The following is a 13807-nucleotide window of genomic DNA, read 5'->3' on the forward strand; positions in this document are numbered from 1 at the left end:
TCGGTCCGGAGACTCACCATGCGCTACTCGACTCAGATCAAGCCCATCACCGACCTCAAGGCCAACGCCGCCGGGATCATCGAGGACATTGCGGAGACCCGCAACGCGGTCATCATCACCCAGAACGGCCGCGCCACCGCGGTGCTCCAAGACGTGAAGTCCTATGAGGAGCGCGAGGAGACGCTGGCGCTGTTGCAGTTGCTGGCGCTCTCCCGGCAGAGCGTCGCCACCAAGGGCACGCGGCCAGCGCGCGAGGTCTTGAACGAGCTTCGCGCGAAGATCGACAAGGCCTGACATGGCGGCCGGCTTCACCGTCGATCTGAGCCCGTTCGTCGTCGAGGATCTCCACGCGATCACGGACTATCTGATCGGCGAAGGAGCGACAGACGCCGCCCGTCGCCTTGTCGACACGTTCCAGGATCGTATCGACGCGCTCGAAACCTTCCCTCGACGCGGCAACATCCCGAAGGAGCTGGAAGGACTTCAGTTCTCCGAAGTGCGCCAACTGGCCCTGTCGCCATACCGCCTGTTCTACGAAATCGAGGGCAGCGGCGTGATCGTGCTGCTGCTGGCCGACGGTCGACGCGACATCCCGGCGCTTCTCGCGCAGCGCCTCATCGACAGCCGGAAGACCGCCGAACCATGACCCAATCCTACGACGCCATCATCATCGGCGGTGGCCACAACGGCCTCGTCTGCGCCTTCTACCTCGCCCGCGCGGGGCTGAAGGTCCGCGTGCTCGAACGCCGTCACGTCGTCGGCGGCGCGGCGGTGACGGAGGAGTTCCACCCCGGCTTCCGCAACTCGACCGCGAGCTACACCGTGTCGCTGCTGCGCCCCAAGGTGATCGCGGACATGAAGCTCCACGACCGGGGCTTCCGCATCATCGAGCGGACGATCAGCAACTTTTTCCCGTTCGAGGACACCTACCTGAAGCTCGGCGGCGGCACGGCACGCACCCAGGCGGAGTTCGCGCGCTTCTCCCAGAAGGACGCCGACGCCTACCCCGCTTATGACGCCGCACTGGAGAAGGTCGCGCAGGTCTTGCGCGACCTCGCGCTCAAAACCCCGCCCAACGTCGGCGGCGGGCTGCGCGCGATGATCGCCGCGGGGGCGCAGGGCTGGCCGATGGCGAAGCTCGGGATCGACACCCAGCGCGACCTGCTCGACGTCTTCACCAAGTCGGCGCGCGATTTCCTCGAGGCCTGGTTCGAGGACGATCACGTCCAGTCCGCCTTCGCGTTCGACGCGGTGGTCGGCAATTACGCCGGCGTCTCGACCCCGGGCAGCGCCTATGTCCTCCTCCACCACGTCTTCGGCGAGGTGAACGGGAAGTACGGCGCCTGGGGCCATTCGGTCGGCGGCATGGGGGCGATCACCCAGGCGATGGCGGCGGCGTGCCTCGACGCCGGGGTCGAGATCAGCCTCGACGCGCCGGTCGCGAAGGTGCTGGTCGACGGCGGCAAGGCCGCGGGCGTCCGCCTCGACTCGGGCGAGGAGATCGCCGCGAGGATCGTCGCCGCCAATGTCGGCCCCGCGCTCCTCTATCGCCAGATGGTCGACGCGAGCGACCTGCCCGCCGATTTCAACAAGCGGATGCAGTCGTTCAAGACCGGCTCGGGCACCTTCCGGATGAACGTGGCGCTCAGCGAGCTCCCGGACTTCACCGTGCTGCGCGGCAAGGACAAGGCCGAGCACCACACCGCCGGCATCATCATCGCGCCCGGCATGTACTATATGGACCAGGCCTTCATCGACGCGCAGCAGCACGGCTGGTCGAAGAAGCCGATTGTCGAGATGAAGCTGCCGACGACGGTCGACGATACGCTCGCCCCGCCGGGCCAGCACATCGCCAGCCTGTTCTGCCAGCAGTTCGATCCCAAGGTCGACTGGGACGCGCACCGCGACGAGGTGGCCGACCTGATCATCGACACGGTCGACGCTCACGCCCCCAACTTCAAGGCGAGCGTGATCGCGCGTCAGGTTCACTCGCCGCTCGATCTCGAACGCAAGTTCGGGCTGATCGGCGGCGACATCTTCCACGGGACGATGGGGCTCGACCAGCTCTGGGCGGCGCGCCCCGTGCTCGGTCACGGCGATTACCGCAGCCCGGTCACGGGCCTCTACATGTGCGGCTCGGGCGCGCATCCCGGCGGCGGCGTCACCGGCGCACCGGGGCACAACGCCGCGCACGAGATCCTGCGCGACCGGTCGATCGTCGGGCGGCTGTTCGGCTGACTTGCAATCCCGGGCGCGCGCGGTCAGTCGGGCACGACCACGAACCGGAGTTGACGCGATGGCGGACCCCTCGACCCTCGATCCCGATCTGGCGGCCGCGATCACTGCGCTGCTCACCGAGCAGGCGATCGCCTGGCAGAGCAACGACGCCGCCGCGTTCGCCGCGCGCGCGCTGCCGGACATCGTCTTCACCAACGTGGTCGGCATGTTCTCCGTCGGCAAGGACGAGTTCGTCGCGCAGCACGAGCGCATCTTCGCCTCGCTGTACCGCGACACGCGGCTTCGCCAGGCGATCGAACACGTCGTGACGCCGACACCCGACGTGGCGCTCGTCAACACCTACGTGAAGATCGACGGCGCCATCCAGGCGCCGCCCAGCGTCGTGCCGATCGAGGGCGTCATCCACCTGCGCCCGTCGCAGCTGATCGTGCGGCGCGACGGCGGGTGGTGGGTCGCCGCCTATACCAACGTCGCCGTGCGCCCGGGCGCGACGTTGCCGGACTAAATCCGGAGCGCGGTCAGCGCCGCCGGGCGACGAGATACACGGGTAGCCCCGCGGCGACCAGCGTCAGCCCCCACAGGTCGGCACGCGGGCCCAGGCCCCAGACCATCCATGCGACGAACGCGGCGGCGACCAGCGAGACGGCGCGGGCGATCGGCTCGCCGATCAGCAACGTCCATCCCGCCAACGCGCTTGCCAGATAGGCGATCATTCCTGCCGCGAGGCTGATCGCGGCGACGTCGGTGAAGAGCTGCGCGTTCGAGCCGGTGTAGTTGAGCGCCATCACCGCGGTCACGAGCAGCCCCGACACGATCTGCGCCCGAGCAGGCGTGCCGTGCCGCCCCTCGACCCCGAACCACGCCGGAAAGACGCCGCCGCGTGCCATCGCATAGGGCATCTCACCCTGGATCAGGATGAAGCCGTTGAGCGCGCCGAACGCGCTGACCGCCGCGAACAGCGCCACGATCTGCCCGAACCCGCCGCCGAAGGCTCGCCCCAGGAAGTCCGACAGCGGCGCCTGCGAGCTCGCGACCCGCGCCGCCGGCAGCATCGCCGCGACCGCCGCGGCGACCGCGAGGTAGATGGCGCCGGTGAGCGCCGTCCCCCCTAGCGTCGCGATCGGGATGATCCGGCGCGGATTCGTCATCCGCTCCGCCGGGACGGTCGCCGACTCGACGCCCAGGAATCCCCAGAACGTCAGTGCCGCCGCCGCCGCGATCGATCCGGGCGCGAGCGGGACCACCGGGTTGGCGACCAGCGCCCCCGCGCCGTGGCGCAGCAGCAGCCACCCCGCGAGCAGGATCACGGCGGCGAGCGGGGCCAGCTTCAACACCGTCGTCACGACCTGCACGCGCCCGGCGAGCGCGACGCCGCGGATGTTGACCCAGACCAGCAGCCAGTTGATCCCGACCGCGGCCAGGGCCGGCGCGACGCCGCGGTCGAGCCCCGGGATCACCAGGCTCAGCGCGCTCGTCACTCCCACCGCGACCGCGCCGTTCCCCGCCCAGACCAGGACCCAGTAGCTCCAGGCGACGAAGAACCCCGTCGCCGGCCCGAACGCCGCGCGCGAGAAGGCGTACGGCCCTCCCTCCCCCGGCACTCGCGCCGCGAGTCGGGCGAACACGTAGGCGAGGCACATCGCCCCGACGATCGTCACGCCCCAACCGGCAAGCGCGTTCGCCCCGAGCGGCGCGAGCGTGGCAGGCAGCAGGTAGATGCCCGAGCCGATCATGTTCCCGACGACGAGCGCAAGCGCGGACCAGAGGCCGAGGGCGCGGGCTTGGGTCGTCTTCGCCATCCGTTCCCCGGTCTTGTGCAGGGGTTCACCGTCCGGCACATCCCCCTAGCCTGAGGTTGTGCGGCACGGTGGATGCCGGGACAAGCCCGGCACGACGGGATTTCGATTGGCCAGCCGCTACCCCCCCGCCCTCCTCGACGCCGCGCTCGCGCTCCACGACAACCGCCTGCCCGAGGCAGAGCGCGGGCTGAAGGACTATCTGAAGCGCGATCCGTTCGATGCGCGCGCGATTCGGATGCTCGCGGAGCTCGCCGCCCGGATCGGCCGCATCCGCGACGCCGAGGCTTTGCTCCGCCGTGCGCTCGAGCTCGCCCCCGCCTTCACCGCGGCGCGCACCAATCTCGCGCTCGTCCTCCACCGCCAGAACCGCCCCGCCGAAGCGCTGGCCGAACTCGACATCGCGGTGGCGGAGGCGCCGGAGGAGATCGGCGCGCGCAACCTCCAGGCGGCAGCCCTGAACCGCGTCGGCGGGTTCGAGGAGGCGCTGACGATCTACCGCGACGTCCTCGCCCGCGCGCCCGAAGCGCCCAAGGTCTGGATGAGCTACGCCCACACGCTCAAGACCGTCGGCCACACGGCCGAGAGCATCGCCGCCTACCGCGCGGCGCTGGCGCGCGCGCCGGCGCTCGGCGAGGTCTGGTGGAGCCTCGCCAACCTCAAGACCTACCGCTTCGACGACGCAGACGTCGCCGCGATGGAGCGCGCGCTGACCACACCGAACCTCGCCGACGAGGATCGCTTCCATCTCGACTTCGCACTCGGCAAGGCGCGCGAGGATCGCGGCGAAGCGGCCGCGGCGTTCGCGCATTACGCCGCGGGCAATGCGCTGCGCCGCCGCTCGCTCGATTACGACGCCGACCGCACCACGCGCCAGGTCGATGCGAGCATCGCCATGTTCGGGCGGGCGTTCATGGCGGCGCGGGCGGGCTGGGGCAGCGCCGCGCCGGATCCGATCTTCGTCGTCGGGATGCCACGCGCGGGGTCGACCCTCGTCGAACAGATCCTCGCCAGCCACAGCCGGGTCGAGGGGACGTCGGAGCTCGGCGAGTGGCCGATCCTCGCCCGCCGCCACGGCCGCTACCCCGAAGCGATCGCCGATCTCTCGCCCGATCGGCTCGCCGCGCTTGGGGAGGAGTACATCCAGCGCACCCGCATCCACCGGCGGACCGACCGGCCGCGGTTCGTCGACAAGCTGCCGAACAACTGGGTGCTCGTGCCGTTGATCCTGCTGGCGCTGCCGAACGCGACGATCGTCGACGCGCGCCGCCACCCGCTCGCGTGCGGCTTCTCGAACTTCAAGCAGCATTACGCGCGCGGTCAGGGCTTCAGCTACGATCTCGGCGACATGGGGCGCTATTACCGCGACTACGTCCGGCTGATGGCGCATGTCGACCGGGTCGCCCCGGGGCGCGTCCACCGCGTGATCCACGAGGCGCTGCTCGACGACACCGAGGTGGAGGTCCGCGCGCTGCTCGCCGCCTGCGGGCTCGCGTTCGAGCCGCAATGCCTCGCCGCGCACACCACCGAGCGCGCGATCCGTACGCCGTCGAGCGAGCAGGTCCGCCAGCCGATCACCCGTGCGGGGACCCAGGCGTGGATGCCTTTTGCGGCTTGGCTGGGCCCGCTGGCGGAGGCGCTCGGCGACGTGCTCGACCGCTATCCGGAGACCCCCGTCGCTTTCGCGCACTGAGGCATGTTGTATTCGCGCCACGCTGCGCGGCTGAACTGCGGACCGCGTCGCCACGCCGCTTGACGCAGCAATGTTGCGCAAGCGAAGTCACACGAGCGAAACAATCGCGAACTCGGGGGACCTTCATGCGCCATATCGGCCGTCGCACCGCCATCGCCGTGCTTCTTGCGTCCACGGCCGCCCCGGCGTTCGCGCAGGATGTGGCGACCTCGACCGATCAGACGGCGTCGCCACAGGCGACCAGCGAGGCGAGCGGCGCGGACGCGGGCGGGATGGAGGACATCGTCGTTACCGCGCAGAAGCGCTCGGAGTCGCTCCAGAACGTTCCGATCAGCATTCAGGCGCTCGGCACCAAGCGGCTCGACGACCTCAACGTCACCAATTTCCAACAATACAGCCAGCAGCTGCCCTCGGTCGCGTTCCAGGCGCTGGGCGGAACGCCCGGCACCAACGTCGTCTACATGCGCGGCGTCGCCTCGGGCGGGGACGGCAACCATTCGGGAACGCTCCCCTCGGTCGGCGTCTATCTCGACGAACAGCCGGTCACCACGATCGGCGGCAATCTGGACGTCCACGTCTACGACATCGCCCGGATCGAAAGCCTCGCCGGGCCGCAGGGCACGCTTTACGGCGCCTCGTCGGAGGCCGGGACGATCCGCATCATCACCAACAAGCCCGACACCGCCGGCTTCTACGGCCGCGTCGACGGCGAGGTGAACACCGTTCACAAGGGCGGCGTCGGCGGCAAGCTGGAGGGGATGCTCAACATCCCCGTCTCGCCCGACGTCGCGCTGCGCCTGGTCGGCTTCTACCAGCGTGACGCGGGCTATATCGACAATGTCCCCGGCTGCCGCAGCTTCCTGCCCGAGCCGACCGCGACCGGCTGCACCGCGGTCAACGGGGGGATCGTAGTCGACAATGCGAAATACGTCGAGAAGAACTATAACGATACCGAGATCTGGGGCGGTCGCGCCGCGCTGAAGGTCGATCTCGACGCCGATTGGACGATCACGCCGAGCGTGATCTACCAGGACACGCGGAGCCATGGCGCCTACGGCTTCGATCCGAGCCTGGGCGACCTCAAGGTCCAGCACTTCTTCCCCGAATACCGCCGCGACCGCTTCATCCAGGGGGCGCTGACGATCGAGGGGAAGCTCGGCAATTGGGACGTGACCTATGCGGGCGCGTATCTCGATCGCAAGGATTTCCAATCGACCGATTACACCGATTACGCCGAAGCCTATGATCAGCTCTATTCGGGCTATGGCGGGCTCGCCGGCTATTTCTACTTCAACGACGCCGCGGGCAATCTGATCGACCCGCGCCAAAACGTGATCGGTGCCGATCACTTCAAGAAGCTGAGCCAGGAACTCCGCGTCGCCAGCCCGCAGGACGAGCGCTTCCGCGTCGTCGCCGGCGCCTTCTATCAGCGCCAGAGCAACGACATCCACCAGGACTATCAGGTCCCGAACCTCGCGGCCGATCTGTCGGTCAACGGCTTTCCCGGGACGCTCTGGCTCACCCAGCAGCACCGCGTCGACCGCGATTATGCGATGTTCGGCGAGGCGAGCTTCGATCTCACGCCGCGGCTGACCCTCACCGGCGGCGTGCGCGGCTATATCTACGACAACACCCTGATCGGTTTCTTCGGTTTCGGGCGCAACCCCGCTTATTATCAGGGCGCCGACGACAACCCCCCGCCAAACGCGGCGGGGAGCAGCCGGACCGGCGTCGCGGGCTGCTACACGACGACCGGCGAGCGACTGCGCGACGCGCAGCTCAACGGCGAGACCGACATCACCCTGCTCCCCGCGGTCGTCTCGGGGAGCCCCTGCACCAACCTCGCCAACTTCGCGAGCGGGCAGCTGAGCCCGGTGCGCGCGCAGGGCCAGGGCGTCACCAACCGCGTCAATCTGACGTGGAAGCCGGTCGACGGGCTGCTCCTCTACGGCACCTGGTCGCGCGGGTTCCGCCCCGGCGGGATCAATCGCCGCGCCGACGTGGCCCCCTATGCCGCGGACACGCTCGCGAATTACGAGCTGGGGGCGAAGGCGACGCTGATGGGTGGGCGGCTGCGCATCAACGGCGCAGTCTATCAGCAGGACTGGAAGAACTTCCAGTTCTCGTTCCTCGGCGCCAACAGCTTCACCGAGATCCACAACGGCCCCGACGCGCGGATCCGCGGCGCGGAGGCGGACGCCACCTTCGCGAGCGGCGGGCTCTCGCTCACCGCGGCGGCCGCCTATACCGATGCGGTCACGCGCAAGAACCTGTGCCTGTTCGACGACCCGACCTACACCTGCGCCGACACCGGCGACGGCAATCTGATCTCCGCGCCGAAGGGCACACGCCTGCCGATCACGCCGCGCTTCAAGATCAGCGGCACCGCGCGCTACACCGTCCCGGTCGGCGCGGCGAAGGCCTATGCGCAGTTTAACGCCGTCCACCAGAGCTCGGCCGCATCGGACATCCGCACCGCCGTCTATCAGACCGGCACTTTCGCCATCGTCAGCCCCGCGGAGATGCTCGGGCGGATCGAAGGCTATACCGCGGGCAACGTCGCGGTCGGGGCCGATCTGACCAACTATTCGCTCGAACTGTTCGTCCAGAATCTGTGGGACGAACGCGGGCAGCTGTCGCGCTTCCAGGAATGCGGAAATTGCGGGCAGCGGCCGTACATCGTGCCGATCACGCCGCGGACGATCGGCATCCGCGCGGGCGCGAAGTTCTGAGGAGACGATCCCTCCCGCGCACCCAGCGCGGGAGGGGTGCCGTCACGCGCGCACCGCCGCCTTCGACCGAGCGGCGAAGCTCTTGCGCAGCTTCTGCAACTTGGGCGGGATCACCGCGAGGCAATAGGGGTTACGCTGCCCTTCTCCGTCCCAATACTCCTGGTGGTAATCCTCGGCCGGATACCACTCGCCCATCGTCTCGATCGTGGTGACGATCGGCTTGGACGAGCCCGCCTGGGCGCGCGCGGTCGCCGCCTCGGCCGCCTCGCGCTGCGCGTCGTCGGCGGGGAAGATCGCCGACCGATACTGGGTGCCGACGTCGTTGCCCTGGCGGTTGAGCTGGGTCGGATCGTGCGTCGCGAAGAAGATGTCGAACAGGTCGGCGAGCGCCAGCGCTTCCGGATCGTAGCCGACGCGGATCGCCTCGGCATGGCCGGTGTCGCCGCCGCACACCTGGCGGTAGGTCGGGTTAGCGACATGGCCGCCGATATAGCCCGATTCGACGCTCTCGACCCCGATCACGTCCTTGAACACCGCCTCCGTGCACCAGAAGCAGCCGCCCGCAAGCGTCACATAATCGGTCATGGAAGTCTCCTTTGCCGACAAGATAGGAAGCCGCTAGGCGACGCGCAAAGGAGACGGCGATGGCGCTCGACGGCAAGGTGATGGTGACGGGCGGCGGCGGCTATATCGGCAGCCACGCGGTGCTGGCGCTGCTCGACGCGGGCTATCAGGTCGTCGTGATCGACAATCTCGTCACCGGCTTTGACTGGGCGGTCGACGGGCGCGCCGCCTTCGTCAAGATCGCGGTCGAGGACCCCGGCGTCCGCGACGTGATCCGCGAGCACGGGGTGAAGGCGATCATGCACTTCGCCGGCTCGGTCGTGGTGCCCGAGTCGGTCAGCGACCCGCTCAAATATTACCGCAACAACACCGCCGCCTCGCGCAGCCTGATCGAGAGCGCGGTGGCGGAAGGCGTCCCCCACTTCATCTTCTCCTCGACCGCCGCGACCTACGGCAACCCGGTCCGCATGCCGATCGCCGAGGGCGATCCGACCGTGCCGATCAACCCTTACGGCATGTCGAAGCTGATGACCGAGGCGATGCTGCGCGACACCGCCGCGGCGCATCCGATCAACTACGCCTGTCTGCGCTACTTCAACGTCGCCGGCGCGGACCCCGAGGGACGCTCGGGCCAGTCGACGATCGGCGCGACCCACCTCATCAAGATCGCGGTCGAGGCGGCGACCGGCAAGCGGCAGAGCGTCGCGGTGTTCGGCACCGATTTCGACACGCCCGACGGCACCGGGGTGCGCGACTACATCCACGTCAGCGACCTCGCCGACGCGCATGTCGCCGCACTCGGGCTGCTGATCGAGCGGCCGGACAAGAGCCACACGCTCAACTGCGGCTACGGCCGCGGCTTCTCGGTGCTCGAGGTCCTCGACGCGGTCGACCGCGTCACCAACATGCGCGTCGAGCGCAAGCTGGAGGGCCGCCGCGCGGGCGATCCGGCGCTGCTGGTGGCGGACAATTCGGCGATCCTCGCCGCGACCGACTGGCGTCCCGTACGCCAGGACCTCGACGGCATCGTCCGCGACGCGCTCGCCTGGGAGCGCAAACTGGCCGAGATGGGGCGGTGAGGCTTCGCTCGCTGCTGTTCGTCCCCGGCGACCGGCCGGAGCGGATGGTCAAGGCACTGGGGCTCGGCGCGGATGCGCTGATCCTCGACCTCGAGGATTCCGTCGCTCCCGAAGGCAAGCCCGAGGCACGCCGACACGTGGCGGAGTTCGCCGGCAGCCCACGTGAGGAGGACGCACCGGCGATCTTCGTCCGGATCAACCCGATCGACACCGGCGACGCCGCCGCCGATATCGCCGCACTCGCCGGCGTGGCGATCGACGGCATCGTCCTGCCCAAGGCCGAAGGGAGCGAATCGGTTGAACACCTGCTCGACCGGCTGCCCGGCGACTATCTGGTGCTGCCGATCGCCAGCGAGACGCCGCGCGCCGTCTTCGGCTTGGGCTCGTTCGCGCCGGTGTCGCCTCGGCTCGCAGGCCTGACCTGGGGCGCGGAGGACCTGCCCGCCGCGATCGGCGCCGCGACCTCGCGCGAGGCCGACGGCAGCTACACCGATCCCTACAAGGTCGTCCGCGCGCTCACCCTGTTCGGCGCCCACGCGGCGGGCGTCGCGGCGATCGAGACCGTCTATCCCGACTTCCGCGATCTCGACGGGCTCGCAGCCTATGCCGCGCGCGGGCGGCGCGACGGCTTCACCGGCATGATGGCGATCCACCCCTCGCAGATCGCCCCGATCAACGCCGCCTTCACCCCGAGCGAGGCGGAGCTGACGCACGCCCGCGCGGTGGTGGCGGCGTTCGACGCGAACCCGGGGGCAGGCGTGCTCCAGCTCAACGGCAAGATGATCGACGCGCCGCATCTGAAGGCGGCGAAGAGGATGTTGTTTGACACCGTTCGTCCTGAGTAGCCACTGAGCGACGCGAAGTGGCGTATCGAAGGACAGCACTGGTCCTTCGATACGGGCCTTCGCTCCGCTCAGTCCCTACTCAGGACGAACGGAGTAGGACTACGCAGCCTTGCGCTGCGTCCCGCCCATCTTGGCGACGCTGATGCTCGCCATCATCGTCTCATATTGATCGATCGAATAGCCGGCGCGGAGGAACGCCTGAAGTTCCGACTTGGCGACCGCATAGCCGCGGTGCCAGGCGTGGACCGCCATCCGCCGCAACGCCTCGAGCTTCCCGTCGGCGAGCCGCGGATTGTGCCGCGACCCGAACAGCCCGCCCAATGCGACCGCCATGCGGCCGGGCTGACGGAGCGATCCGAGCGAGTCGCGTCGCGCCAGCGCGACGACCGACCATTCGAGCGCGGACAGCTCGGCGACGCGCGCCGGCGCCAGGTCCGCCACGGGGATCGGGGCGCGGTCGCTGACCAGAACCGGCTCGGCGGTGAAATCCATATAGGCCATGGTGAATCTCCTTCCCTGGCAAAGCACCGATCCTCCCGCGAAGCGCCTGTCCGGCGCTCCGCGGCGGGTCCGATCCGCCATGTCTGCAATCTATACCGCTTGGTACAGAGTGGCTGCTCTCGGGTCAACCACTTTCTGTACCGCCCAGTAAATTAATTGGAGGGCCACACCATCATGCTGGTGTCGACCACGCGCTCGAGCGCCTCGACGCTCGCGCCCGAGCCCGCCTGCACCGCCAGCCCTTGGAGGAGCGCGAACAGATAGCCGGTCAGCGCCTGCGCATCGACGTGCGCCGGCAAATCGCCTTCCTCCTTGGCTCGCAGGAAGCGCTCGACCACCGCGCGCTGCGACGAGGCGCGGCGCTCGACGACGGCGGCCTTGATCGGCTCGGCCTCCGCCCCGCACGCCATCGACGAGATCACGCCCATGCAGCCGTGCGGCTCATTCGCCCCGGTCATGTTGGCGACCGCGCCGCGCAGGATCGCCTCGGCGACGCCCTTCGCGGTCGGCTTGTCGAGCGCGGTCCGCGTGTACGCGAGCTTCTCGGCCTCGTAGAGGTCGAGCGCCTTGGCGAACAACGCCTCCTTGTTGCCGAACGCGGCGTAGAGGCTGGGCTTGGTGATCCCCATCGCCTCGGTCAGGTCCGCCATCGACGCGCCCTCATAGCCCTTCGACCAGAAGACCCGCAGCGCGGCGGCGAGCGCCTTGTCCGTACAGAATTCGCGCGGACGCCCCTTGGGGGCCGAGCACATGCCGAGTTTCATAACGGCTGGTATATAAGTGAAGTCGCGGAGAAGTCGAGTCTTCTCGCTCCTCCCCGTTCACGGGGAGGTGGCGCGGAGCGCCGGAGGGGGCTCTCCTCCTCTGTGTCGCTCGAGGAGAGCCCCCTCCGTCAGCCTTCGGCTGCCACCTCCCCGCAGGCGGGGAGGATCAATCGGGCTACCGTCCGACCGCCGCTACGTCCGCCGGCGACCAGCCGCCGCCCATCGCTTGGTACAGCGCCACATACGCCGTCAGCCGGTCGCTCTCCGCGCCGATCAGCGTCAGCTCCGCGGACAGCAATCCGCGCTGGGCGTCGAGCTGCTCGAGATATGACGAATACCCCGCACGGTAGCGGTTGCGCGCATTGACGAGCGCCGCTGCGAGCGCATCGCGCTGGAGCGCAGACGCGGTCGCCTGCTCGCCCGAGCGCTGCACCCCGGCCAGCGAATCCTCGACCTCGCGAAAGGCGGTCAGCGCCGCGCGGCGATACGCGAACGCCGCCTGGTCACGGCGCGCCGTCGCCGCGTCGGTCTGCGCGCGCAGCCGGCCTGCGTCGAAGATCGGCGACAGGATGCTCGCCCCGACCGTGAACACCCCGACCGGGTTCGCCAGCGCGGTCGACAGCGCCACCCCCGCCGATCCGGTCAACGCGACGTTCGGCAGCATCGCCGCGCGCGCCGAATCGAGCGTGCGGTCGGCGGCGACCAGCGTCTGCTCGGCGACGAAGATGTCGGGCCGGCGGCGCAACAGGTCCGACGGCAGCCCGTCCGGAATCGCCGGCGCCGCGAGCCGCTCGATCGGGAGCCCCCGCGCGATCGCCTCCGGCGCGTCGCCGAGCAGCACCGAGAGCGCATTCTCCTGCCGCGTCACCGCCAGCGCGGCGGCGGCGGCGAGCGCCTCGGTGGAGCGATATTCGCCTTCGGCCTGATGCAGCTCGAGCGCCGAGGTATAGCCCGTCTCCGCCCGTCGCCGCGCGATCCGCAGCGCCTCGGCGCGCGCCGCTAGCGTCTCGCGCGCGACCTGAAGCCGCCGGTCGAGCGCTCGCAGCAGGACATAGCCGCTCGCCACCCCCGCCGCGGTCGCCAGCCGCACCGCACCCTGCGACGCCTCGCTCGCGAGCACCTGCGCCTGCGCGGCGCGCGACAGCTGGCGCAGCCGACCGAACAGGTCGAGGTCGTAGCTGATCGTCACTGCCGGCTGCGCACCGATCGCGTCGGAGGGCGTTCCGAACGGCGACAGGGTCTGCCCCGCGGTCGAACCCGCGCCGCCGCCGATCGTCGGCGACAGCTGCGCGCGCGCGAGCCGGAACTGCGCCCGCGCCTCGTCGATCCGCGCGGCGGCGACCGCGACGTCGACATTGTTCGCCAGCGCGCGCTCGACCAGAGCGGTCAGGACGGGATCGCCGAACGCGCTCCACCAGCCGGCGCGGATCGGGGCGCCGGGACCGAGCGCCGTGCGCCACGCAGGCGGTGGGGTGACGTGCGCCGCCGGGGGCGCGAGCGGGCGCGGGCCGATGCAGGCGGAAAGTGCCACCGCAACGAGGATCACGCCTAAGCTCGCCCCCTCACCCTTCCCACGCCTTCGGCGCGGGCTGACG

General features: G+C 69.6%; 13 protein-coding genes. 8 read left to right on the top strand and 5 right to left on the bottom strand.

Going from position 1 to position 13807, the window contains the following annotated elements:
• Positions 1-18: 18 nt before the first annotated feature.
• The 4 genes from AC4GYY_RS12620 to AC4GYY_RS12635 are packed head-to-tail and all read left to right on the top strand — an operon-like array spanning position 19 to position 2743.
• On the top strand, positions 19-294 hold the full coding sequence (locus AC4GYY_RS12620) for a type II toxin-antitoxin system Phd/YefM family antitoxin (RefSeq protein ID WP_491120941.1): 276 nt from the start codon (positions 19-21) through the stop codon (positions 292-294).
• A 1-nt stretch (position 295) separates the two neighbouring features.
• Complete coding sequence (locus tag AC4GYY_RS12625; protein WP_491120943.1) at positions 296-646, top strand: type II toxin-antitoxin system RelE/ParE family toxin; 351 nt, start codon at positions 296-298, stop codon at positions 644-646.
• A complete protein-coding gene (locus AC4GYY_RS12630) occupies positions 643-2238 on the top strand; it encodes a phytoene desaturase family protein (protein WP_491120944.1) in 1596 nt (531 codons plus the stop codon). Before AC4GYY_RS12625 ends, AC4GYY_RS12630 begins: the two co-directional genes overlap by 4 nt.
• Positions 2239-2296: 58 nt before the next feature.
• Positions 2297-2743, top strand: a complete 447-nt coding sequence (locus tag AC4GYY_RS12635) for an SgcJ/EcaC family oxidoreductase (protein ID WP_491120945.1) — start codon at positions 2297-2299, stop codon at positions 2741-2743.
• A 13-nt stretch (positions 2744-2756) separates the two neighbouring features.
• Here the strand turns inward: AC4GYY_RS12635 and AC4GYY_RS12640 are convergent, their stop codons facing one another.
• The gene (locus tag AC4GYY_RS12640) at positions 2757-4037 is read right to left on the bottom strand and encodes an amino acid permease (RefSeq protein ID WP_491120947.1); all 1281 of its coding nucleotides are present in this window, start codon (positions 4035-4037) and stop codon (positions 2757-2759) included.
• A gap of 106 nt (positions 4038-4143) precedes the next feature.
• Here AC4GYY_RS12640 and AC4GYY_RS12645 point away from each other — a divergent pair, with 106 nt between their 5' ends.
• Positions 4144-5727, top strand: a complete 1584-nt coding sequence (locus AC4GYY_RS12645) for a tetratricopeptide repeat-containing sulfotransferase family protein (RefSeq protein WP_491120949.1) — start codon at positions 4144-4146, stop codon at positions 5725-5727.
• A gap of 125 nt (positions 5728-5852) precedes the next feature.
• The gene (locus AC4GYY_RS12650) at positions 5853-8459 is read left to right on the top strand and encodes a TonB-dependent receptor (protein WP_491120951.1); all 2607 of its coding nucleotides are present in this window, start codon (positions 5853-5855) and stop codon (positions 8457-8459) included.
• 42 nt (positions 8460-8501) lie between these two features.
• On the opposite strand, the gene msrA is transcribed toward AC4GYY_RS12650, so the two are convergent.
• A complete protein-coding gene (msrA, locus tag AC4GYY_RS12655; protein ID WP_491120953.1) occupies positions 8502-9044 on the bottom strand; it encodes a peptide-methionine (S)-S-oxide reductase MsrA in 543 nt (180 codons plus the stop codon).
• A gap of 59 nt (positions 9045-9103) precedes the next feature.
• Between msrA and galE the strand changes: the two genes are divergently transcribed.
• Together galE and AC4GYY_RS12665 are read left to right on the top strand one after the other, a co-directional pair.
• A complete protein-coding gene (gene galE, locus AC4GYY_RS12660; RefSeq protein ID WP_491120955.1) occupies positions 9104-10102 on the top strand; it encodes a UDP-glucose 4-epimerase GalE in 999 nt (332 codons plus the stop codon).
• On the top strand, positions 10099-10947 hold the full coding sequence (locus tag AC4GYY_RS12665; RefSeq protein WP_491120956.1) for an HpcH/HpaI aldolase/citrate lyase family protein: 849 nt from the start codon (positions 10099-10101) through the stop codon (positions 10945-10947). The genes galE and AC4GYY_RS12665 overlap by 4 nt, the downstream gene beginning before the upstream one ends.
• Before the next feature lie 99 nt (positions 10948-11046).
• On the opposite strand, the gene AC4GYY_RS12670 is transcribed toward AC4GYY_RS12665, so the two are convergent.
• The 3 genes from AC4GYY_RS12670 to AC4GYY_RS12680 all read right to left on the bottom strand — a co-directional run bounded on the left by AC4GYY_RS12670 (position 11047) and on the right by AC4GYY_RS12680 (position 13743).
• A complete protein-coding gene (locus AC4GYY_RS12670) occupies positions 11047-11448 on the bottom strand; it encodes a hypothetical protein (RefSeq protein ID WP_491120958.1) in 402 nt (133 codons plus the stop codon).
• Positions 11449-11600: 152 nt separating this feature from the next.
• The gene (locus AC4GYY_RS12675) at positions 11601-12212 is read right to left on the bottom strand and encodes a TetR/AcrR family transcriptional regulator (protein WP_491120960.1); all 612 of its coding nucleotides are present in this window, start codon (positions 12210-12212) and stop codon (positions 11601-11603) included.
• A gap of 175 nt (positions 12213-12387) precedes the next feature.
• Positions 12388-13743, bottom strand: a complete 1356-nt coding sequence (locus AC4GYY_RS12680) for an efflux transporter outer membrane subunit (RefSeq protein WP_491120962.1) — start codon at positions 13741-13743, stop codon at positions 12388-12390.
• Positions 13744-13807: the final 64 nt, after the last annotated feature.

Source organism: Sphingomonas sp. SP6, from assembly GCF_058313435.1.

Coding starts and splice junctions, on each gene's coding strand:
- AC4GYY_RS12625 (WP_491120943.1), top strand. CDS start 296: ATGGCGGCCGGCTTCACCGTCGATCTGAGCCCGTTCGTCGTCGAGGAT.
- AC4GYY_RS12620 (WP_491120941.1), top strand. CDS start 19: ATGCGCTACTCGACTCAGATCAAGCCCATCACCGACCTCAAGGCCAAC.
- AC4GYY_RS12650 (WP_491120951.1), top strand. CDS start 5,853: ATGCGCCATATCGGCCGTCGCACCGCCATCGCCGTGCTTCTTGCGTCC.
- AC4GYY_RS12635 (WP_491120945.1), top strand. CDS start 2,297: ATGGCGGACCCCTCGACCCTCGATCCCGATCTGGCGGCCGCGATCACT.
- msrA (WP_491120953.1), bottom strand. CDS start 9,044: ATGACCGATTATGTGACGCTTGCGGGCGGCTGCTTCTGGTGCACGGAG.
- AC4GYY_RS12675 (WP_491120960.1), bottom strand. CDS start 12,212: ATGAAACTCGGCATGTGCTCGGCCCCCAAGGGGCGTCCGCGCGAATTC.
- AC4GYY_RS12670 (WP_491120958.1), bottom strand. CDS start 11,448: ATGGCCTATATGGATTTCACCGCCGAGCCGGTTCTGGTCAGCGACCGC.
- AC4GYY_RS12630 (WP_491120944.1), top strand. CDS start 643: ATGACCCAATCCTACGACGCCATCATCATCGGCGGTGGCCACAACGGC.
- galE (WP_491120955.1), top strand. CDS start 9,104: ATGGCGCTCGACGGCAAGGTGATGGTGACGGGCGGCGGCGGCTATATC.
- AC4GYY_RS12640 (WP_491120947.1), bottom strand. CDS start 4,037: ATGGCGAAGACGACCCAAGCCCGCGCCCTCGGCCTCTGGTCCGCGCTT.